This is a genomic window from Gluconacetobacter aggeris, from assembly GCF_014174395.1.
GTDB classification, from domain to species: Bacteria; Pseudomonadota; Alphaproteobacteria; order Acetobacterales; family Acetobacteraceae; genus Gluconacetobacter; species Gluconacetobacter aggeris.
On sequence record NZ_JABEQD010000020.1, the window covers coordinates 24,804 to 47,140 of the forward strand.

Annotated in this window: 14 protein-coding genes; 7 read left to right on the forward strand and 7 right to left on the reverse strand. The window is 65.9% G+C overall.

Features of this window, described 5'->3' with window-relative positions:
* Nucleotides 1-20: 20 nt before the first annotated feature.
* The gene (locus HLH36_RS18225; protein WP_182987710.1) at nucleotides 21-626 is read left to right on the forward strand and encodes an NTP transferase domain-containing protein; all 606 of its coding nucleotides are present in this window, start codon (nucleotides 21-23) and stop codon (nucleotides 624-626) included.
* Between the two features lie 113 nt (nucleotides 627-739).
* Here HLH36_RS18225 and HLH36_RS18230 read toward each other — a convergent pair whose 3' ends face one another.
* The 3 genes from HLH36_RS18230 to HLH36_RS18240 all read right to left on the reverse strand — a co-directional run bounded on the left by HLH36_RS18230 (nucleotide 740) and on the right by HLH36_RS18240 (nucleotide 3,435).
* The gene (locus HLH36_RS18230) at nucleotides 740-2,077 is read right to left on the reverse strand and encodes a PQQ-dependent sugar dehydrogenase (RefSeq protein WP_182987711.1); all 1,338 of its coding nucleotides are present in this window, start codon (nucleotides 2,075-2,077) and stop codon (nucleotides 740-742) included.
* Between the two features lie 412 nt (nucleotides 2,078-2,489).
* Nucleotides 2,490-3,083 (reverse strand): hypothetical protein, encoded by a 594-nt coding sequence (locus HLH36_RS18235; protein ID WP_182987712.1) that lies wholly within the window; start codon nucleotides 3,081-3,083, stop codon nucleotides 2,490-2,492.
* Between the two features lie 34 nt (nucleotides 3,084-3,117).
* Entirely contained in the window at nucleotides 3,118-3,435 is a 318-nt protein-coding gene (locus tag HLH36_RS18240; RefSeq protein WP_182987713.1) for a hypothetical protein, read from the reverse strand.
* A gap of 249 nt (nucleotides 3,436-3,684) precedes the next feature.
* Here HLH36_RS18240 and HLH36_RS18245 point away from each other — a divergent pair, with 249 nt between their 5' ends.
* Complete coding sequence (locus HLH36_RS18245; protein ID WP_182987714.1) at nucleotides 3,685-5,070, forward strand: NRAMP family divalent metal transporter; 1,386 nt, start codon at nucleotides 3,685-3,687, stop codon at nucleotides 5,068-5,070.
* Nucleotides 5,071-5,204: 134 nt separating this feature from the next.
* Complete coding sequence (gene wrbA / locus HLH36_RS18250; protein ID WP_182987715.1) at nucleotides 5,205-5,801, forward strand: NAD(P)H:quinone oxidoreductase; 597 nt, start codon at nucleotides 5,205-5,207, stop codon at nucleotides 5,799-5,801.
* Between the two features lie 53 nt (nucleotides 5,802-5,854).
* Here the strand turns inward: wrbA and HLH36_RS18255 are convergent, their stop codons facing one another.
* Nucleotides 5,855-8,359, reverse strand: a complete 2,505-nt coding sequence (locus HLH36_RS18255) for a phosphocholine-specific phospholipase C (RefSeq protein ID WP_182987716.1) — start codon at nucleotides 8,357-8,359, stop codon at nucleotides 5,855-5,857.
* A 245-nt stretch (nucleotides 8,360-8,604) separates the two neighbouring features.
* On the opposite strand from HLH36_RS18255, the gene HLH36_RS18260 reads away from it, so the two are divergent.
* The 3 genes from HLH36_RS18260 (at nucleotide 8,605) to HLH36_RS18270 (ending at nucleotide 14,852) form a co-directional block, all read left to right on the forward strand.
* The gene (locus HLH36_RS18260; protein WP_220792916.1) at nucleotides 8,605-9,687 is read left to right on the forward strand and encodes a hypothetical protein; all 1,083 of its coding nucleotides are present in this window, start codon (nucleotides 8,605-8,607) and stop codon (nucleotides 9,685-9,687) included.
* 803 nt (nucleotides 9,688-10,490) lie between these two features.
* Nucleotides 10,491-12,179 (forward strand): putative bifunctional diguanylate cyclase/phosphodiesterase, encoded by a 1,689-nt coding sequence (locus HLH36_RS18265; RefSeq protein WP_246377030.1) that lies wholly within the window; start codon nucleotides 10,491-10,493, stop codon nucleotides 12,177-12,179.
* 213 nt (nucleotides 12,180-12,392) lie between these two features.
* The gene (locus tag HLH36_RS18270; protein ID WP_182987718.1) at nucleotides 12,393-14,852 is read left to right on the forward strand and encodes a TonB-dependent receptor; all 2,460 of its coding nucleotides are present in this window, start codon (nucleotides 12,393-12,395) and stop codon (nucleotides 14,850-14,852) included.
* A 149-nt stretch (nucleotides 14,853-15,001) separates the two neighbouring features.
* Here HLH36_RS18270 and putA read toward each other — a convergent pair whose 3' ends face one another.
* On the reverse strand, nucleotides 15,002-18,736 hold the full coding sequence (gene putA / locus HLH36_RS18275) for a bifunctional proline dehydrogenase/L-glutamate gamma-semialdehyde dehydrogenase PutA (protein WP_182987719.1): 3,735 nt from the start codon (nucleotides 18,734-18,736) through the stop codon (nucleotides 15,002-15,004).
* Nucleotides 18,737-18,847: 111 nt separating this feature from the next.
* On the opposite strand from putA, the gene HLH36_RS18280 reads away from it, so the two are divergent.
* A complete protein-coding gene (locus tag HLH36_RS18280; protein ID WP_182987720.1) occupies nucleotides 18,848-19,546 on the forward strand; it encodes a GntR family transcriptional regulator in 699 nt (232 codons plus the stop codon).
* A 23-nt stretch (nucleotides 19,547-19,569) separates the two neighbouring features.
* Here the strand turns inward: HLH36_RS18280 and HLH36_RS18285 are convergent, their stop codons facing one another.
* Nucleotides 19,570-21,351 (reverse strand): ShlB/FhaC/HecB family hemolysin secretion/activation protein, encoded by a 1,782-nt coding sequence (locus HLH36_RS18285; protein WP_182987721.1) that lies wholly within the window; start codon nucleotides 21,349-21,351, stop codon nucleotides 19,570-19,572.
* Nucleotides 21,351-22,337, reverse strand: a 987-nt coding sequence (locus HLH36_RS18290; protein ID WP_182987722.1) for an MBG-2 domain-containing protein, incomplete at its 5' end; no start/stop codon positions are given. The genes HLH36_RS18290 and HLH36_RS18285, both read right to left, overlap by 1 nt.

Here is a 22,337-nt window from a genome sequence, read left to right on the forward strand (position 1 = left end):
CGGCGGCAAGGGAGCGTGGGATGGGGTGTGCTGGTGTGGTTCTGGCGGGCGGGGCGGCCACCCGCATGGGTGGGGGCGACAAACCGCTCCTGACCGCCGGGCGGTTGACCCTGCTGGCGCGGCTGCTGGCGCGTCTGGCGGGGGAGGATATGAAGCTGGCCATCAATGCACGGGGGGACGAAGGGCGCTTCGCGGCCTATGGGCTGCCGGTGCTGCCTGACGGGATCGAGGGCGCCGGGCCGCTGGCCGGGGTGCTGGCGGCCATGGACTGGGCGGCCGGGCTGGAGTGCGCCTGGGTGCTGACGGTGCCGGGGGATACGCCCTTCGTGCCGCGCGGGCTGGCGGCCGCGCTGGCGCCCGGGCCGTCGGTGGCGGTGTCGGGCGGGCGGCGGCACCATCTGGTGGCGCTGTGGCCGGTGGCGGCGCGGGGGGCGTTGCGTGCGCGGCTGGAGGCGATCGGGCCCGGTGCGCCGCGTGCCGCCTTTGGCGTGCGGGCCTTTGCCGAGACGGCGGGGATGCGGGAGGTGGTGTTCCCGGATCGGCCGTTCGATCCGTTCCTGAACGTCAATACGCCGGAGGACCTGGTGGTGGCGCGTCGGATCGCGGAGGCGGAGGACGGGCGGTGAAAGAGCCAAAAAACTTTGATTCGTTCAGGATTCTTGCTGGGGAAGAGGAAGAGAAGGCGATGGCTCTGAACGGATCAAAAGTCGTTTTGCTTCTTTTTCGGAAGTCGGGATGATTACTGCGCGCCCGTTACCCGCCACACGGTATTGCCGACATCGTCGGCGACCAGCAGGGCGCCGGATTTGTCCAGCGCCAGCCCGACGGGGCGGCCGTGGACATGGTCTTCGTCGGCGGTGAGGAAGCCGGTCAGCACGTCGCGGGGCGGGCCGGAGGGGCGGCCGTCGGCGAAGGGGACGTAGAGGACGCGGTAGCCGCTCTTGGGCTTGCGGTTCCATGAGCCGTGCTGGGCGACGAACAGGCCGCTGCGCCACGCGTCGGGCAGGCTGCTGTCCTGCGAGAAGGCGATGCCCAGCGAGGCCGTGTGCGGGCCCAGCGCGTAATCGGGGGCGATGGCGCTGGCCACCAGGTCCGGCCGCTGGGGCTGGACGCGGACATCGACATGCTGGCCGTAATAGCTGTAGGGCCAGCCGTAGAACGCGCCCTCCTTTACCGATGTGATGTAGTCCGGCACGAGGTCGCTGCCGATTTCGTCCCGTTCGTTCACCGCCGTCCACAGGGTGCCGGTCCGGGGCTCCCACGCCAGCCCGTTGGGGTTGCGCAGGCCGGTGGCGAAGGGGGTGAGCGTGCCGGTGGCAATGTCGAACCTGTCGATCCGCGCGCGGCCTTCCTCGGCTTCCATGCCGTTATCGGCGACATTGCTGTTGGAGCCGATGGTGACGTACAGCGTGCGCCCGTCCGGGGTGGCCAGGATGTTCTTGGTCCAGTGGTGGTTGTATCCGGCCGGCAGGTCCGCGGCTTTCTCGCCCGGGGCGTCGATATGGGTTTCGCCCTCGCGATAGGGGAAGCGGACCAGGGCGTTGGCATTGGCCACGTAGAGCGTATCGCCGACCAGTGCCATGCCGAAGGGCGAATAGAGATGGTCGAGGAAGACGCTGCGCTGGTCGGCGAGCCCGTCGCCATTGGTATCGCGCAGCAGGATGATGCGGTTGGGGCTCGGGGCGCCCGCGCCGACGCGGCCCATGATCAGGCCGGCGATGCGGTTCTTCAGGGTCTTGATATCGGTGCCGGGCGAATTGGATTCCGCCACCAGGATGTCGCCGTTGGGCAGCCTGTACAGCCAGCGCGGATGGTCCAGCCCTGTTGCGAACGCATGCACCGCCAGCCCCGGTGCCGGGACGGGGGCCTGCGTGCCCTGCCAGCCGATGGGGGTGGCGATGTTGACCGTGGGCATGAAGGTCGGGTTGGGCGGCAGCAGGATCGGATTGGGGCCGGTTCCGGCCGCGACCGACTGCCGGGCTTCTTCCGGGGAGAGGATGGCGCGGCAGCCGACGGCCGCCAGCAGCGCCAGGACGCCTGTGCCTGCCAGAAGAAGCCGGAAACGGGGACGTGTCATGATGGCCTCGTACTCTGTGGCTCCGCGCACGCATCCGGAGCCGGTGACGCTGGGAAGGGGCTGATCATCATGTCATTTCGCGTGGGAGTGCAACCACCCTCTCTCCTTTCCATGGAGGAGAAGCCCATGGCAGGTATCGTTCTGACAATAAGGCTCGTCGCTGGTCCTGGCGCGTGCTCATCCGTTGCTGGACGCCCCTGGCTTCCTGCGGCACCTCTTGCCGCGGTCCCGTCACTTTTTTGGCAGGGGGCGTCTCGAACGAGACATTTGGGGCATGATGAATTTTTCCTAAAAGCGGACAGTCATGTCGACATGTTTGTCGTAAGCGGCAAATCACGGGATATGGGTGGCGCCATGTCGAAGCAGCTCACCCTCGCCGGGGACCATTCGGCATCCCGAATCGTTGTTTCCTTTATCGTAGTGTTTCAAAATGTCGGAGAATCCATGAGATTTCATAAATCAATCCGAAGCTGACGAAGGTCATGTGAAATCGGCGATTGGTGGAAACGATTGCGATGCCGCAAAAGACAAGATAGACCGGCACCCGGAACCAGTATTCGGCCGAAAACATGGCGTAATGCGCCGAACCCTTGATGAGCGTGTCGATCAGGTCGAAGATGACAGTCAACGCGAAGAACGAGAAAAACCACTTTCTCCTTGAAATGAAGAAATCCTCGTATCCCGTATAGTCGCTGATTGAATCCGGAAACAGGAACGCGCTCAGAAAAAACAGGATAATCGCGTAAATGATCAGGAACAGATAGGTCTCGAACGTCCAGGCCGGTAGCGCGACCAGCCAGAACTCCCACCACCAGAAATGCACGAGCATGAGCAGCAATGTCAACACCCAGCCGATATGAACCGGATAGATCCGCGTCTGTCCGGGATGTTGAATGATGCGCACCAGACCATTGAGCAGGCGCGTGACGCTCAAACCCACCACCATGCCCATGATGATGCGCACATGCTGAAAAATTTCGGGAGAAGGCAAGGGCGGACTGGTCATGGGTGCGTTCTTTCCGAGCAGGCGTTGATGTTTTTCACTCTTCGTAGTGGGAGGAATTGACGACCTTCGATCCGTCCACCCCAAACCGGGCAAGGCTATCGCCCATCATGGCCTGCCGATGTCCTGCAAACAGGTCGCGTGGCGTCGAATTGTGAGCGTCATCGGTCGTGCGGCTGGAAATATCTAAGACGCTGTTTGCAAAGTCACTCTGCCGGACATCGCCCCGGACGGCCCGGACATCTTCGAAGGTCGGTGTCTGCGCGATCGCATCTGGCAGGTGATCGGCCGCATTCGGCACGGGGCGGATCGTACGCCCGCGATCTGTTGCCGGCAAATTGACCGAGGTCGACAACGGCAGGGCTGTCGCGGTGAGTGGCGTGACACGACCAGCAGGCCCAAAGGGGCACGGGGGAGAGGCAGGGAGAGCGAGCACATCCACTCCTTTTCCATAGCGGAATGGTATGTCTTTTTACGAAATTCGTCCATCCATGGAAAGTCGGGCGTGCGGGGGGATTCGCCTTGCGGGGAATCGCTCTTTGGAGCGACGGGATGCTTGCTGTAGAGTTGGGGTCGAATCACATCCGGTGAATTGAGCATTAGAATGCGCGTGCGGCAGACGCCCCCAGGCCGGGGCACAGGCGGGGTGGCATCGCCCGGTGGGGGCGGAGGTCCGGCGAAGCCTGCCGGGTCGCGGGGGGCGGACGACCCCGAACTGCCCAGCCCGGTGGTCGGGCCGAGCCGGCCGCCTCTGTTTCGCGTGCTGGGACCGGGGTTGATCACCGGCGCGTCGGACGACGATCCGAGCGGGATCGCGACCTATTCGCAGGCCGGGGCGCAGTTTGCCTATGGGCTGTCATGGACGCTGCTGTTCACCTATCCGCTGATGGTGGCGGTGCAGATGATCAGCGCGCGGATCGGGCGGACGACGGGGCATGGGCTGGCGGGCGTGATCCGCCTGCATTGTCCGGCCTGGCTGCTGAGCGGAGTCGTGCTGCTGCTGCTGGTGGCGAACATCATCAATCTGGGCGCCGACCTGGGCGCGATGGCCGATGCGCTGGGGCTGCTGCTGCCGGCGCCACATGCGCTGTATGTGCTGCTGTTCTCGGCGATTTCGATCTCGATGCAGCTCTTCCTGCAATATACGCGCTATGTGGCGGCGCTGAAATGGCTGACGCTGGCGCTGTTTGCCTATTTCGCCGCTCTGGCCTGCGTGGCGGTGGATTGGCGGGGGCTGGCCTGGCATCTGGTCTGGCCCGGCCATGCGCTGACATCGGGCTATCTGACGACGCTGGTGGCGATCCTGGGGACCACGATCAGCCCTTATCTGTTCTTCTGGCAGGCGTCGGAGGAGGTCGAGGACCTGCATGTCTATCCCCAGCGCGTCGACCTGGTCGATGCGCCGTCGCAGGGCAGGCGGGCGCTGCGGCGCATCGAGATCGATACGCTGGTGGGCATGGGATTCTCCAACCTGGTCGCGCTGGCCATTCTGGTGACGACGGCGGCGACGCTGAATGTCCATGGCGTGACCGACATCCAGACCTCGGCGCAGGCCGCCGAGGCGCTGCGGCCGATCGCGGGGGAATTCGCGTCGCTGGTCTTCACGGTGGGCATCGTGGGCACCGGGATGCTGGCGGTGCCGGTGCTGGCGGGGTCGGCCGCCTATGCCGTGGGGGAGGCGCGGCAATGGCCGACGGGGCTGGAGCGCCGCCCCAAGGAGGCGCAGGCCTTCTACGCCACGCTGGTGATCGCCACGCTGATCGGCATGATCATCAATTTCGCGCCTGTCGATCCGATCCGCGCACTGTTCTGGAGTGCGGTGCTGAACGGGGTGACGGCGGTGCCGGTCATGGTCGTGATGATGGTGGTGGCGGCGCGGCGGGATGTGATGGGGCGGTTTGCCATTCGCGGCCCGCTGCGATGGCTGGGCTGGATCGCGACCCTGCTGATGGGCGGGGTGGTGCTGGCGATGTTCGGCGCTTTGTTGTGAGGGGGTGAGCGGTAAAAGACGGAAACCCACGGTTTCCGTCTTTGGGTGCTGCCGTCTGGTGGGGTGGGCCGTATGGTCCGGGATGTAACGTTCGCTCCCCCAGGAAACGGCCCCGAGGCCGGGAAGAGGTCACGATGACGAAGCTGCTGGTTCTCTATTATTCCACCTATGGACATGTCGAGACGATGGCCGGGGCCGTCGCCGAGGGAGCCCGCGCGGCGGGCGTCGAGGTCGATATCAAGCGCGTGCCGGAGACGGTGCCCGAGGAGATCGCGAAGGCGCATCATTTCAAGCTCGACCAGGCGGCGCCGGTCGCGACCCCGGCCGATCTGGCGGAGTATGACGCCATCATCATCGGTGCGCCGACGCGCTTCGGGCGGCTGCCGGCGCAGATGGCGGCCTTCTGGGACCAGACGGGCGGGCTGTGGCTGAAGGGTGCGCTGGTCGGCAAGGTGGGCGCGGCCTTCACCTCCACCGCCAGCCAGCATGGCGGGCAGGAAACGACGCTGTATTCGCTGCTGTCCAACCTGATCCATCACGGCATGGTCATCAGCGGCCTGCCCTACAGCTTCCAGGGCCAGTTGAAGCTGGATGAGGTGACGGGCGGCGCGCCCTATGGCGCCACCACGATCGCTGCCGGTGACGGGTCGCGCGCCGTGAGCGCCAACGAGCTGGATGGTGCGCGCTTCCTCGGCCAGCACGTCGCCGGCCTGGCCAGGAAACTCACCTGAGCCTGCCCGAAAATGCGCGTCGGATCGCCGGCAGGGCGAGTTGGCAAACAGCCTCAAATCATGCCCATGGCGGGGTCCGTCCGTCCGGGGTGGCCGGTTTCGACCCGGCCGGCGAACTGGTAGGCCAGTTGGGGCTCGGCCGGGGTGGTGAGCGTGATGTCGTACCACATCGCGCCCGGTGCCAGGTCGAATGCTGCCGTGGCAGTTTGGCCCGGGGTTACGCGCAGTGTCTGCCGTGCGCCCCGGTGGCCGGCCAGGGTGCAGGCCAGGGTGATGGTCCGGTGGTCGGTATTGGTCACGCGCAGGATCAGGTCCCGGCCCTTTCCGTGCAGGTATCCGCATTCCGCCTGCAGGCACAATCCGCCCTGCCGGCCCCTGAAGCGGCGGTAGAAACCGTTGGGTGCGTGGACCGACACGTCATATAGCCTGCCCGCGAACGACGTCAGGTCGAAGGCCACGTCGAGCGTGTCGCCGGCTGCCACGGCGTAGGTGCCGGCCTGCATGGCCCCCCTTTTCCTGGTGCCGTCCAGGCCGACGCCGTGGCGGTAGATATTGAAGGGCAGGCCCGCCGCGCGGGCGCCGTGCAATTTCTGGCCGGCGTGCAGGCGCAGCGCGAGCTGCTCGCCATCCGGCGTCAGGCCGCCATCGCAATAGGGTTCGTAGGGCAGGGCGCAGGAGGGGCGGGTGCCGGGTTCCTGCCGCACCATGGTGCGCAGGCCTGTCGGATCGGTGCGGAGCACGGCCAGTTCTCTTGCGCGCAGTGCGTGAAAGCCGCCGGGCAGGGGCTGGTCGCGGGCTTGCTCGATGGTCTGGAGATGCGCGTCGCGGTCCAGATAGGGCAGGGCGGGCACCGTGCCGTCAAAGGGGCGGAAGCAGGAGGTGAGGTCGCCGCTGATCGCCCGGCGCCAGGGCGAGATGTTGGTTTCGGTGACCGTCTTGCCGAATTTCCGCTGGATGAAGGTTTCCAGGAATTGCAGGGTCGATGTGTGCTCGAAGAGCTGCGAGTTGACCCAGCCGCCGCGGCTCCAGGGCGAGGCCACGATCATGGGCACGCGGAAACCCAGCCCGATGGGCCCGGTGCGTGCCAGGCGAGGGGGGACGCCCCGGTCCTCCTCGTCGCGGGCGGAGGTATATTCCAGACCGTCGGGGCCGATCGCGGCCGATGAGCGGCCGGTCTCCGGACGGTACGGGTCCGGCGCCGCGTAGGAACAGCCATGGTCGAAATAGCCGTCATTCTCATCGTAGGTGATGAGGAAGATGGTCTTTTTCCAGATTTCCGGGTTTTCGGTCAGGATATCCATGATTTCCGACACGTACCAGGCGCCGTACCATGGCGAGGTGGGGTGGTCGGAAAAATGCTCGGGCGCGGCCAGCCATGAGACGGTGGGCAGCGCGCCCGTGCGCGCATCCTGCCGGAACTGGTACAGGATATCGCCCCTGGGGGCGTCCATGTGCCGCTTTCCGTCCTCGTCGGGGAAGGACAGGGTTTCGAGGGTCCTGTAATCCGGGTCGCCGCTGTTGATGACGAACGCCTTTTCGAACAGGGCGCGTTCTTCCGGCCGGAGTTTTTCCACCGTGCGGCCGGCCGAGGCGCGGCGGTGGGTCAGGACCGCCAGCAGGGCCCGGGCTTCGGCCAGTTGTTCGTCGCGCGTTTCGGAGACGAGCATTTCCTGCGTCATCAGCCGGTCGATATGGTCGGTGCAGTCACCGATGCGTGCTTCAAGCCAGTCGCTGAATCCGGGATTGGCCGAGACGCAATATTGATCGAAACATTCCAGGACGTTGCAGCCGAAATTGGACAGCCACGCCCGTTCCGGGCCGGTCATGCCACCGGTCTGGGAGAGTTCGTTCTGGTAGAATTTCCAGGAAATGCCGGCTCTCTCCAGCCGTTCGGGGAAGGTGGTCCAGTTCATGCCGCCCTCCAGGATTTCGCCGTTGCGCATGTAGACCCTGGAATCGGGCGCCTGCAGGTCGCGGACGGTGCCGGTCCAGAACAGCAGGCGGTTGGGGGTCGTGCCGGTCATCGCGCCGCAATAATGCTGGTCGCAGACGGTGAAGGCATCGGCCAGCGCGTAGTAGAACGGCAGGTCCTCGCGCGTGTAATAGCCCATCGTCAGCGGATAACGCGCATAGCCCGCGTGCTGCGAGGCCTTGGCGTCGATCCAGCGATCGTGGCCGCCATCGTTCCATGCATCGACCTGGCTGTCGCGGGAATGGGGGATGGAGCCCATCCAGGTGATGCGCGTGTCGCGGATGTTCAGCCGCCAGGGCAGGTACGTATGGCCCGAGGCCCCGGACTGGGCGAAGACCGGATTGCCGTTGGCAAGGCGCAGCGCCCTGGGATCGTTGAAGCCGCGCACGCCCTGCAGCGTGCCGAACACATGGTCGAACGAGCGGTTTTCCTGCATCAGGATCACGACATGCTCGGCATCCTGCCAGGTCGAGCCCGGATCGGGCGCGATGGCGAAGGCGCGCCGGATCGCGTCGGGCAGCGTCGCGGTGGCGCCCGCCGCACCGGACAGGAGAGCGTATTTGAGGAAGTCGCGGCGTGTCGTCATGATCGGCTCAACCCATGCGTGTCCCTGGTGGCGGAATCCCTGTCGGTGGGATGCCACATACGGCATGGGGCCGCATTTCCATTGTGACAATTCGATGAAACCGGGCCGGGGGCGGCGGGTTCCCCGGTGCGCCGTCACCGGCCCGACATTGCCAACTTGTCAGGAAAAATGATCTGGAAGCGCATTGGAAATGCCGGCCCGGTGATCTATGGCGCTTCAGGCGCCATGACCGATATCCGGGGACCATGACCAGGACCATTCGTTTTCTTCTGCTGCTGCCCTGCCTGTCCGGTCTGCAAGGATGCTACGAAATCGGGCCCACCCGGCTGGACCGGGACCAGAGCGATTATTCGCGCGCGCTGACCAGCTCGGGCAAGCAGCAGACGCTGCTGAACGTCGTGCGCCTGCGCTATGCCGACACGCCGGGCTTTCTGGACACCACCCAGATGATCTCGGGCTATCAGTTGCAGCGCAATCTCTCTGTCGGGATCGGGACCTATTCGCTGGCCAGCCGGCCCTATGGCGGCGCGGGCATGCAGGTGCAGGAAAGCCCGACCTTTACCTTCCAGCCCGTGACCGGCGATGCATACGCGCAGAGCATCCTGCGCCCGCTGCCGCCGGGCAACCTGCTGCCGCTGGCCATGGGCGGGCTGCCGATCGACGTGCTGTTCCGGCTGGCGGTGCAGTCGGTCAACCTGATCAGCAATGCGGGCTCGCTGGGTGGGGATGTGGGGCGCGGGTCGCCGGTGTTCTTCGACCTGATCTACGATCTGCGCCTGCTGCAACTGGCGGGGCTGCTGGGCATCCAATTGGAGCGCAGCCCCACCGCCACGGCCACCGACAAGGACGGGGCGGCCGACCGCGTGTTCCTGTCGATCGCCTCGACCGACGATCCGGACCTGGCGCGGGTGGTGCATGACACGCGCCGCCTGCTGGGCATGGCGCAGGATGACGAGCGGGTGGAGGTCGTCTATGGCGGCGGGCGGCCGCGCCGGGGGCAGATCCGGCTGCTGACGCGCACGGTGCTGGGGGTGCTGGGGCAGATCGCCTACCAGATCGACGTGCCGGAGGAGGATATTACCTCGGGCCGCACGCGCCCCACCATCCGGCTGGTCGGGCGGGAAACCCGGCCGATCGTCGTCATTCACGTGACGAAGGAACGCCCGGAGGCGGTCTTCTCCTGGACCAACTACAATCACAAATTCTACTGGATCGCGGACGACGATTTCGACAGCAAGCTGGCCTTCACCATGCTGCAGATCCTGCTGGAGCTGTCCAAGACCAGCAAGGGGCCGAATACCATCGTCACCATTCCCGCCAACGGCTAGAGCCGGCCTGGAAATGCGCGCTGGTGGCGATCCGACGCGCGCTTCCTGTGCTCCGATGCTCACGGCCATGAAGGCCGCTCCGCTTCGGTGCTCGGAACCGCACGACGGGCGTGCCGCTTTGCGGCACTCTCGCTCACCAGCGCGCATTTCCAGGCCGGCTCTGCGGGTGGTGCAGTCTGGAGTGCGCTGGCGGCGATCCGACGCGCGTTTCCTGTGCTCCGATGCTCACGGCCATGAAGGCCGCTCCGCTTCGGTGCTCGGAACCGCACGACGGGCGTGCCGCTTTGCGGCACTCTCGCTCACCAGCGAGCATGTCCAGGCCGGCTCTGCGGGTGGTGCAGTCTGGAGTGCGCTGGTGGCGATCCGACGCGCGCTTCCTGTGCTCCGATGCTCACGGCCCATAAGGCCGCTCCGCTTCGGTGCTCGGAACCGCACGACGGGCGCGCCGCTTTGCGGCACTCTCGCTCACCAGCCCGCATTTCCAGGCCGGCTCTGCGGGTGGGTTCGACCCGGGGGACGCGTTTCCAGATGGGATCTGCGGGCGTTCGATAAGGTCGGATTTGATCATGCGGTATTTGTGCTTGAGAAATTGAGTGCATTGATCTGGATCAAATAAATAATCAATATTATATTACTTTGTGCTCCTTGCATAGCTTTGCAAAAATTAAGCAAGATTTTGAATGATTTCTTTGCGGGGGCTGCGTGCGTCCGTTGGATGTGCGGGCATCGCTTGTGGAATGAATCGCGCCTCCCTCTTTTGAATGAGGAATCATTCCCGTTTGCTAATGATGGGACGTGAACTGTTGAATGACAGGTTCAAGACGAAGGAACGCGAATTTCTTCTGCGCATGATCGACGATCTGCCGGTGGCGGTCATGACCGTGGAGCCGGAGACGATGCTGATCGACTATGTCAACAACACGTCCCGGGCGCTGATCCGCAGCCTCGAACATCTTCTGCCGATCCGCGCCGATGCATTGATCGGCACCTCCATCGACGTCTTTCACCGCTGTCCGGCCTATCAGCGCCATATCCTGTCGGACCCGAGCAACCTGCCGCACAGTGCCCGCATCGGGCTGGGGGAGGAGGTGCTGGACCTCAAGGTCTCCGCCATTACCGATGCGGACGGCCGGTATCTCGGGCCCATGCTGACCTGGGCGCTGGTGACGAAGGAAGTCGAGGCGGAAAAGCGCATCGGCTATCTGGCGCATCATGATGCGCTGACCGGGTTGCCCAACAGGCTGATATTCCGCAGGACGCTGGAGGAACGGCTGGCGGTGCCCGATACGGGCTTCGGGCTGCTCTATATCGATCTCGATGGTTTCAAGCAGGTCAACGATGCGCGTGGGCACCAGGTGGGCGACGCGCTGCTGCGGCAGGTTGCCGACCGGCTGAGGGCGCTGTGCGGCGACCCGGCGATGATGCTGACGCGGCTGGGGGGTGACGAGTTCGCGATCCTGCTGCCCCATGACCACCAGCAGCCGGCCGGACTGCACGCGGAGCGGGTCGTGGCGGCGCTGGGCCGGCCCTTCGACCTCGAACAGGGGCAGACGATCCAGATCGGGGCGTCGGTCGGCATTGCGCTGGCGCCGGAGCATGGCGAGGCGCCCGAGAGCCTGCTGGCGCGTGCCGACATGGCGCTGTATGCGGCCAAGGAGGATGGAAAAGGGGTCGCCCGGCTCTTCTCGCGCGATCTGGAACTGCGCGTGCAGGAACGGACGCGCCTGGAGAAGAGCCTGTATGCCGCCCTGCAGGACCGGCAGGGCCTGTTCGTCTTCTATCAGCCGATCATCGACCTGTATTCGGGGGGCGTCATGGCGCGCGAGGCGCTGGCCCGCTGGCATCATCCGCAGCGGGGCTGGATCTCGCCCGCCGAATTCGTGCCGGTGGCCGAGCAATGCGGGCTGATCGACCGGTTGGGGGAATTCGTCCTGGACCGGGCCTGCCGGAGTGCCGCGCAATGGGATGACGGGGCGCATGTTGCCGTCAACATCTCGGCGATTCAACTGGGGAAGGGCACGCTGGTGCCGGCCGTCTCCGCAGCACTTGCGGCATCCGGCCTGCCGGCGGAGCGGCTGGAAATCGAGGTGACGGAAACCGCGCTGCTGGGTGACGAGCAGGGCGGTATCCAGGACCTGCTGACCCTGCGCCAGATGGGCGTGCGTATCGCGCTGGACGATTTCGGCACCGGCTATTCGTCGCTGGCCCATCTGCGGGCCTTTCCGTTCGACAAGATCAAGATCGACGGTTCGTTCGTCCGCGATGCCCTGACGCGGCCGGAATGCGCCGCCGTGGTCCGGGCCATTGCCGATCTGGGCCAGCGCCTGGGGGTGCGGACCGTCGCGGAAGGGGTCGAGACCGAAGAGCAGCTTGCCCTTGTCCGCAGGGAAGGATGTGCCGAGGTGCAGGGCTATCTGCATGGCCGGCCCATGCCGGCGGCGGAAGATGCCGAGCTGGTGGCACGTCTGGATGAGGGGCTGGGCGCCTGCTGAGCCTGTCTGGATATGTGCGCTGGCGGTGCGTCCTGTGCGCGTTTCCTGTGCTTCGGTATGGGCAATAGAGTGTAAATTCATATCATAACATTTCCGGGTGGTATTGAAAACCTCCGCCCGGGCGGATGGTGGATATCGGATTTTTGCAATTGTGACTGATTCGCATTTGCCTTACTTAAGGCGCCACATGACCGTGGTTGCGAGAGCGAGAGAATGCCGAGTCCACTGATCCGTCGCCGTGTTCACCCTGCGCCGCTGATGGCGGGCTTTGCGCTGCTCTGTTCGGGGCTGCATGTCGGTTCGGCGGAAGGAGCCACCGATGGCGAGGCGGCGGCGGGGCCGAAGCATCATCGCCATGCCGGCCGCAGGATGCATGCCCGTGCCCATCCGGCCGGGGACGCGCCGGTGGCGGGGCATCGGGCGACCGAACATGCCGCCGGGGCGCGGCCTGATGAGGTTCCGGTGCGGCCGCTGAATGGCCAGAAGCTGGAGCAGGCGGGGCGAAATGCTGCCGAGGAAGAGCATGTGACCGTCGTGGGCAGTCGCATGAACATCCTGCATGAGGATATCGGCCTCAGCCGCATGCCGCAGGATGTGATGCATACGGCCCAGACCGTCAATGTCGTGCCCAAGCTGCTGATGGAACAGCAGAACGTGAAGTCGCTGGAAGAGGCGTTGCGCAATGTGCCCGGCGTCACGGCTTCGGTCGGCGAGGGCCAGGGCGGGATGAGCGGCGACCAGTTCCTGATCCGCGGCTTTCAGGCGCAGAACGATATCTATGAGGACGGGCTGCGCGATTTCGGCGTCTATAGCCGCGACAGTTTCGATTATGACCATGTGTCGGTCATCAAGGGTCCGTCCTCCGAAGTGTTCGGCAATGGCACGACGGGTGGGGCCATCAACATGGTCACCAAGATGCCGCATCTGGGGAACAGCTATGGCGGCCAGTTCTCGGGCGGGTCGGCCGATTATTATCGCGGCACGCTGGACGTGAACCAGCAGATCGGCGAATCCACCGCCGTGCGCATTGCCGCCATGGGCAATGAGAACGACGAGGTTGGCAGGAACAGCGTTTATTCGCATCGTTGGGGGATTGCGCCGTCCATTGCGTTCGGCCTGGGCAGGGCGACGACGCTGACGATCGAATATTTCCACCAGACCGACAACCGCATTCCCGATTACGGCGTGCCGCTGCTGAAGAAGCCGGGCACCTCCGTCTCGCGCCCGGCGACGTCGTTCGGGCTGAATCGGAACAATTGGTATGGCACGCAGTACGATCAGGACGCCACCAATGTCGACATGCTGACGGCGCATCTGAAACTTGAGCTGAACAGCCATATCTCGTTTTATGACGATCTGCGCGGCGGAATGTACGACCGCTATTATTCGGCATCGCAGGAAGGATGCGATGCGACCTGCAACGCGGCATATTTCACCGATCCGGCGGCGGCGATGGTGGCCCGTCGCGGGCATGTGGGCGGGCCCGAGCCCTATCAGCAGAATGACTGGTCGGTGCAGAATGTCTTCTCCACGATCGCGACATTCAATACCGGCGCGCTGAAGCACCAGATCATCGCCGGATGGGACGTGGCGCACGTCTATGACCGGCGTACCAATTATGCCTATAACTATAACGGGCAGAACGGCACGCGGGCCGATAAGACCAGCCTGGTCAACCCGACGAACGACGTGCCCGGGCTGCTGCTCGGCGGGCTTGGCCAATATGGCTACGGTCTGGTGAATATCAGCGGTGTCGGCAAGGCCCTGCACAAGACCGGTGACGGGACCGACGTGGGGGCCTTCTTCTCGGACCAGATCTGGCTCACGCCGAAATTCTCGGTGCGCGCGGGATTCCGCTGGGATCATTGGGACAGTCATTATTCGGCGAATGAAGGGCCTGCCGGCGCGGGCCAATCCTTCGGGCAGAAACAGGATACGTACAATCCCACCGTCAACCTGATGTACACGCCCGACGACAATACGATGCTCTATTTCAACTGGGCGCAGTCGACGACGCCGCTCGGGCTCTATGTGACCAACAGTGTCGAGCCGCTGAAGGCCTCGACCGAGGGGTTCAAGCCCGAGACCAGCAGCCTTTACGAAATCGGCGCGAAATATAATGCGTTTCACGGTCGGATGGGCTTTACCGTGTCGGCGTTCAGGCTGGAGAAGGGCAATTCGCTGCTGACGGACCCGTCGACCGGCGATGTGACCTCGTCGAGCGACCGGCAGCGGAACCAGGGGTTCGAGCTGAGCGCGTCGGGTGAGATCCTGAAGAACTGGAACGTGATCGCGACCTATGCCTATTACGACGCGCGGACCATTGCGTCGCTGACGGCGGCGGATGTCGGCAAGCGCATTCAATATGCGCCGAAGAATTCGGCGACTTTCTGGACCACCTATACCGCCATGGCGAACACGCCCTGGAACGTCACCTTCGGTGGCGGCCTGACCTGGCGCCAGGGTGTGTGGCTGGATGCTGCCAATACCGCGCGGGCGCCCTCGACGGTGGAATGGGATGCCATGATTTCGCACAGCTTCCTCAAGCACTGGAAGGTGCAGATGAACGGCTATAATCTGGCCAATCGCCTGAACTATTCCAATCTGTTCAGTGATCGCGTGACCCCTTCGACGGGGCGGGCGTTTCTGTTCAATCTTTCGGCGACTTATTAGAGGATAGGAAAGGCCTTCTTTTTCTGAAGAAAAAGAAGCAAAAAGACTTTTGTTGGTTCAGGAGCCTCGGAACGGGCAAGCAAAAGGCTCCTGAACGGAACAGAAGTTTTTTGGTTCTTTTTTTCAAAAAAGAACGGAAACGCGCCCCCTCATGACGCATCCAGCGTCATCAGCGACGCATTGCCGCCGGCGGCGGTGGTGTTGGTGCTGACCAGCCGTTCTTCCAGCAGCCATTCGGGCAGCGGGCCCTGTGCCGTCAGGGTGTGGACCGTCACCACCGGGCCGTGGCGGCCGGCCTTGTCGTCCAGGGCCCGCACGGCTGCCGCCAGGCCGGGGGCGTCGGGTTCGGCCAGGATGGTGGCCGGCACCGGATCTGCCAGTCCGATCAGGGAGGCCGCGTCGGGCACCGTGCGGATATGCGTGCGCAGGGTGGGGGGCAGGCTGGCGGCCCAGGCGGCGGCGTCGCCGGCCAGCAGCACCACGCTGTTGCCGGTGGCCAGGGCCATGCCGGTGGCGCGGCGGGCGGCGGCTTCGGAACTGGCGAGGCACAGCACGCTGCCGCGCGGTTCGAGCGACCAGAGATTGGTCTCGCCCACCGGGCCGGGCATCGGCACGCGCAGCCCGTGCAGGGGATGGCCGGTCACGCCGTCCGGGTGGCCGGTGGCTGCCGAGAATTCCTGCCAGTCGCGTGCGGCCTGGGGCAGGGTGCCGGGCCGGGCGTCGGCCGGATCGGATGGTGCCGGCGCCGGGGGCGTGAAGGCGGGGCAGGCGGCCAGCAGGCGGCGCAGGATCAGCGGGCCGCCGGCCTTGGGGCCGGTGCCCGACAGGCCGCGCCCGCCGAAGGGTTGGACGCCGACGACGGCGCCGATCGTGTTGCGGTTGACGTAGAGATTGCCCGCCGCGATGCGGCTGGTGACATGATCGACGGTTTCGGCGATGCGGGTGTGCAGGCCGAAGGTGAGGCCGTAGCCGGTGGCGTTGATCGCGTCGATCAGCCGGTCGAGATGGTCGCGCCGCCAGCGCAGGACGTGCAGGACGGGGCCGAAGACTTCGCGCCCGATGGCGGCGATGTCGTCGATTTCGATCAGGGTCGGCGGCAGGAAATGGCCGCCCGGCACCGCATGCGGCGTGGCGGGGGACCAGACGCGGCAGCCGGCGGCGCGCATGCGGGCGATGTGCGCGCTGATGCCGGCGCGGGCGTCCTCCGTGATGACGGGGCCGATATCGGTGGCCAGCAGTGCCGGGTCGCCCACGCGCAGTTCCTGCATCGCGCCGCGCAGCATCGCCAGCATGGATTCGGCGCAATCGTCCTGTACGCACAGGATGCGCAGGGCCGAGCAGCGCTGGCCCGCGCTGTCGAAGGCCGAGGCGATGACGTCGGTGACCACCTGTTCGGCCAGGGCCGAGGAATCGACGATCATCGCGTTCTGGCCGCCGGTTTCCGCGATCAGCGGCACGGGCTGGCCGTTGGTGCCCACGCGGCCGGTCAGTTGGCGGGCGATGAGGCGCGCGACTTCGGTGGAACCGGTGAACATGACCGCGCCGATCCGTCCGTCCGCGACCAGCGCCGCGCCGACATCGCCGCCGCCGGGCAGCAATTGCAGCGCGCCGGCCGGGATGCCGGCCTGGTGCAGCAGGGCGACCGCGCGGGCGGCGACCAGCGGCGTTTCCTCGGCCGGCTTGGCCAGCACCACGTTGCCGGCGGCCAGCGCGGCCGAGACCTGGCCGAGGAAGATGGCCAGCGGGAAGTTCCAGGGGCTGATGCAGACGACCGGGCCTAGCGGCATGTGGGTTTCGTTGTTGAATTCCCGCCGGATCGTGGTGGCGTAGTAGCGCAGGAAATCGACGGCCTCGCGGATTTCGCCCACCGCGTTGGGGTAGGATTTTCCGGCCTCGCGCACCACCAGGCCGATCAGTTCCGCGTGGTGGGTTTCCAGCAGGTCGGCGGCGGCCTCCAGGCAGGCGGCGCGCGTGGCGGGGGGACGGGCGGACCAATCCGTCATGGCGGCCAGGGCCAGTTCGACGGCGTGGGGCGCCTGGGTGGGGTCGGTGAAATGGGCCATGCCCGGCATGTCGTCCGGGCGGGCCGGGTTGGGCACCTTGCGGGCCGGGGTGGTGGGGGCGGCGCCGTCGGCCAGGATCGGGGCGGCCACCCATTGGCGCGGGCCGGATTCCATGGCGCTGGCCAGTGCGGTCAGGGATGGTTCGTCGGCCAGGTCCAGCCCGGTGGAATTGCGGCGGCTGGTGCCGAACAGGTCGGAGGGCAGGGCGATGGCCGGGTGCGGCGCCCCCACGGGCAGGCTGCCCTGCGCGGCCAGGTCGCGTGCCGTCTGCACCGGGTCGGCCACCAGCGTGTCGAGCGGGATGGCGCTGTCGCCGATCTGGTTGACGAAGGAGGAATTGGCGCCGTTTTCCAGCAGGCGACGCACCAGATAGGCGAGCAGCGTCTCGTGCGAGCCGACCGGGGCATAGACGCGGCAGGGGCGGTCGAGGTTCGCAGAGCCGACGACGTGGTCATACAGCCCTTCGCCCATGCCGTGCAGGCACTGGAATTCATATTTTCCGTGGTGGAAATGCGGGCCGGCCAGGGCGTGGATGGTGGCGACCGTGCGGGCATTGTGGGTGGCGAATTGCGGGAACACCGCATCCGGCGCGCCCAGCAGCAGGCGGGCGCAGGCGACATAGCTGATATCGGTGTGGCATTTGCGGGTGTAGACGGGGAAATCAGCCTGGCCGTCGAGCTGTGCCTTCTTGATCTCGCTGTCCCAATAGGCGCCCTTGACCAGCCGGACCATGATGCGGCGCCCGGTGTCGCGGGCCAGGGCGATGATCCAGTCCAGCACGGCAGGGGCGCGCTTGCCGTAGGCCTGCACCACGAAGCCGATACCGTTCCAGCCGGCCAGGTCGGGGTGGCGGCACATGCCTTCCAGCAGGTCGAGCGACAGGTCCAGCCGTTCGCTTTCCTCGGCGTCGATATTCAGGCCGATATCGTAGCTGCGCGCCAGTCGTGCCAGGCGGACCAGCACCGGCAGCAGTTCGGCCATCACGCGGTCGCGCTGGGCGCGGGCGTAGCGCGGGTGGATGGCCGAGAGTTTGATCGACAGGCCATTGCGGTCGTAGATGTCGCGGCCCTGGCCCTGCGCCGCGCGGCCGATGGCGTGGATCGCGGTTTCGTAGTCGCGGCAGTAGCGGGCGGCGTCGGCCTCGGTCAGTGCGGCTTCGCCCAGCATGTCGAAGGAATAGCGGAAGCCGCGGTCGTAGCGGGCCTGGCTGGTGCGCAGGGCGCTCTCGATCGTCTCGCCGCAGACGAACTGCTCGCCCATCATGCGCATCGCGACGTCGACCGCGCGGCGGATCAGCGGTTCGCCGCCGCGCGCGACCAGGCGCGTCAGCGCGCCGGCTAGCCCGTGCTGGCGCTCGGGCGTGACCAGGCGGCCGGTCACCACCAGCCCCCAGGCGGCGGCGTTGACGAACAGCGAGCGGCCCAGACCGACATGCGCCATCCAGTCGCCGGTGCCGATCCGGTCGCGGATCAGCGCGTCGCGGGTGGCGGTGTCGGGGATGCGCAGCAGGGCCTCGGCCAGGCACATCAGGGCCACGCCTTCACGCGAGGACAGCGAGAATTCCTGTACCAGCGCCTCCACCCCGCCGGGGCGGCGGCCGTCGCGCAGCGCGCGGGCCAGGCGGTGGGCGGTGGCGCCTGCCTGGGCCGCCAGTTCGGGCGACAGGGTCGCGTCGTCGATCAGGGCGGCGACACACGCGGCCTCGGGCCGGCGCAGGCCTGCCGCGATGCGTGCGCGGGCCGCGTCGCGGGGCGGCAGGGCGTCTCGCAGCGCGGCGGTTGGCGGGAGGGGAGCGGACGGAGGAACGGGCTGGGATGTCATGGGGCGGCTTGCCGACGGAGGGGAAGATTGGGTGGATGTTCCCGTATCATATCGTATATGATCTGCAAGATGATATATGATCTGCCGGGTCGCGAAACGGGGAGGACAGGTATGCTGCCGGAGAGTATCTTTACGAGCGCGCAGCAGGAAACGCGCGGCCTGGCGTCGGAGCGTGTGGGCAACGCGTTGCGCGAGGCGATCCTGGATGGGGTGCTGGTCGACGGGCAGTCGCTGCCGCAGTCGGAGCTGGCCAGCGGGTTTGGGGTCAGCACCATTCCGGTGCGCGAGGCGTTGAAGCAGCTTGAGGTCGAGGGGCTGGTGCTGTTTCAGCAGAATCGCGGCGCCACGGTGATTGGCCTGTCGGAAGAGGATATCATCGATTTTTCCGAGATTCGGGCGGCGCTGGAAGAGATGGCGGCGGTGCAGGCGGTGCGGCGCATGACCCGTGTGGACCTGGCGCGGATCGAGGATGCGTATGAGGCCTTCGTGGCCGGCACCAGCGAGCAGCCGGAGGGGATGGTGCGATCAGGCGCGCTGAACTGGGCGTTTCATGGAGCGATCTATCAGGCGGCGGGGCGGCCCAGGCTGCTGGACATGATCGAGGGCGTGCATCGCCGTGTCGACCGCTATATCCGGGCGCATCTGGAAATTGCCGGCCGGAAGACGGTGACGGATGCTGAGCATCTGGCGCTGCTGGAAGCCTGCCGGCGTCGGGATGAGGCAGCGATCGGGCCGTTGACCCGCCAGCATATCCTGGATGCCGCCACCGTTTCGATCGACGTGCTGCGCCGCAACCGCGCGGGTGCCTGACGGCCCGCGCGGGATCGTTTCTGTCAGTATCCGACGTTGATGGCGATATTGCCGAATGCACCCTTGTTGCCGAAGCCGTTCAGGGCCCGGCTGGGGGGCAGGCCGTGCAGGCGCCAGCCGACATTGAAGGTCATGCTGGCATAGCGCCCCACCCCGCTATGCAGGTCGAGGCCGATGCTGGACAGGTCGCTCTCGTTGATGGATTGCGCGATAGGGTGAACCTGCGACACGTGGCCGTAATCGTAGAACACGCCCACCTGCTGGGTGTCATAAAGCGGGGCGTTCGGGGCGATGATATGCGTCAGGCTGAAGGCCGGGGCGCGGACCTCGTTGGTGACGCTGACCCCTTCGGTGCCGAGCGCGGTATCTGTGGCATAGCCGCGCGCCATGTAGAGGCCGCCGAGACCGAGCTGGTTGCTGTACATCAGATTGGCGCTGGCGACCTGGCCGGTGGCCTGCAGGATCCATGTTGCGCCGCCCGGCAGCCAGGTGGTGCGGGTCAGGGTCATGGTGTCGTAGACGTAGCGGTTGGAGGCGCCGGGCACGAGTGCGCGGGCATTGCTTTTCCGGTCGGCGCCGGTCAGGCCGCCGGGGCTGAAAACGAGCTGGTTCTGGAACGTGGTCTGGCCGTACGGATCACTCATCGTCGCGTTATAGACGATGGGGAACTGATTGACTTCGGCCTCGCTGGCGAAGATTTGGGTGCCGCCGAATTCGAGCGTGTTGTTGGTGGTCTTGAAATCATAGCCGATTTGGATGTTCTGGGCCAGGCGCGTATGGGGCCACACGGCAAGGGCCGGCAGGTCATGGATGTAGCGCAGGCTGGCCTGACCGCTATGTCCGGCCTCGTTGAACGAGATGCCGTTGCTTCTGTAATCCGGATGTTCCCAGGCGTAGGAGCCGAAGACCTGGAGCCGGTCATGCCAGGGCAGTGGCGTGCTCCAGCTGATGGCATGGCCGCTGTAGAGATCGCTGACGCTGTGGGTGAACTGGTAGGACAGGATCTGCCCCAGCCCCGCGACATTGCCCCATGTGCCGCCGACGGCCCATTCCGACCGGCCCATCATCGGCACGCCCGCATTGTCGTAGGAGGCATAGACATGCAGGGGCAGGCGGTCGCTGGTCTGCAGGGTGACATCCGTCGTGCCTCGCGCCGTGCCTGGGGAGAAGAGGCTGTCGACGGTTCGGAAGGGATTGTCGTTCAGTTGGTCCAGGGCGGCCTGCACCTCGGCGAGGTTGAGGGGCCTGCCGGGAACGAGCCCGCTGTTCTGGCGCAGCAGGGCGCTGGAGAACCAGTGGTTGCCTGTGACTTTGATCGCCCCGAGCCGGTATTCGGTCACGACGATCTGTACTGTGCCGGAGCTGATATTCTGCGGTGGTACAATGACGTAGACGAACGGGTGGCCGTTTTTCTTGTAGAAGGCGTTCGTCTCCTGCGCGATGGCGTCCAGGTCCGATATCTTCAGGGGTTTTCCGAGATAGGCGGCGAGTTTGCGCGTGAAATCCTCTCTCCCCAGCAAGGGCAGCCCTGTATGGACGATGCCGGTTGTGCCAGCGGGCGGACCGGAGCGGTTCAGGGCCCTGATATCGGGCAGGAAGACCAGTCCTTTCAATACGGGAATGACGACCGCGCCCGACGGGGGTAACGGCGGGGCCTGGGTACCGGACGGTGCCGGAACGATTGGCGTGGGCGCAAGGGGAAGCTGCTTGGGGGCCAGCCGGTTGTAAGCCTGGGCTTGGGCCAGCGCGGGCGCAAGAAGGACTGAGACGGCAAGCGCGCAGCCGGAGAAAATGGACGGGCGCATCAGTTGGCGTCTCCGAGCGTGTTGGAATAAGGCAGGGGGCGGATGATCAACTGGCCGCCCGCAGGCGCTCCGGCCCCGAGCATGGCGTCGGGATTGCCCGACAGGATTGTCAGTCGCCGCGGACTGATACTGGTGTCGCTCGTATTTGCATCACCCGTGGTCGTATGGCCCGTATCCGATCCCGTGCCGGATGAGGTGGTCGACGTCGAAGCAGAAGTCGCAGTTGAAACTGAAACCGGTGTCGGGGCGGCGGGAGCCGACGGCATGGGCAGCGGGGAGCCGCTACCGGTAAGAACGACGACAGGCCAGAAGATTGGCTTGGAGTTCGCGACCGGATTCGAGATGGTCAGCGTCCCGTTCTGGTAGGCAATCATGTAGTTGGCCAGGCCGTTGCCCTGGGCGGCGGAGGCGGTGATGCCGTAGCGGCCGACGGTGCTGGCGCCGGTGGCGGTGGTGGCGAGGGTGACGCCGGAGACGGTGTCGCCGTTGACCAGGCCGCTGGTGCTGAACTTGGCGGTGCCGAGGACGGGTGTCTGTCCGTAGGTGCTGGTCTGGTTGAGCGCGGTGACGGTCAGGGCGGCGGGGTCGATGGTCAGCGTGCCGGGCTGGTAGGTGACGGCATAGTTGGCCAGTCCGCTGCCCTGGGCGGCGGAGGCGGTGATGCCGTAGTTGCCGACGGTGCTGGCACCGGTGGCGGTGGTGGCGAGGATGACGCCGGAGACGGTGTCGCCGTTGACCAGGCCGCTGGTGCTGAACTTGGCGGTGCCGAGGACGGGTGTCTGTCCGTAGGTGCTGGTCTGGTTGAGCGCGGTGACGGTCAGGGCGGCGGGGTCGATGGTCAGGGTGCCGGGCTGGTAGGTGACGGCATAGTTGGTCAGTCCGCTGCCCTGGGCGGCGGAGGCGGTGATGCCGTAGCGGCCGACGGTGCTGGCACCGGTGGCGGTGGTGGCGAGGGTGACGCCGGAGACGGTGTCGTCGTTGACCAG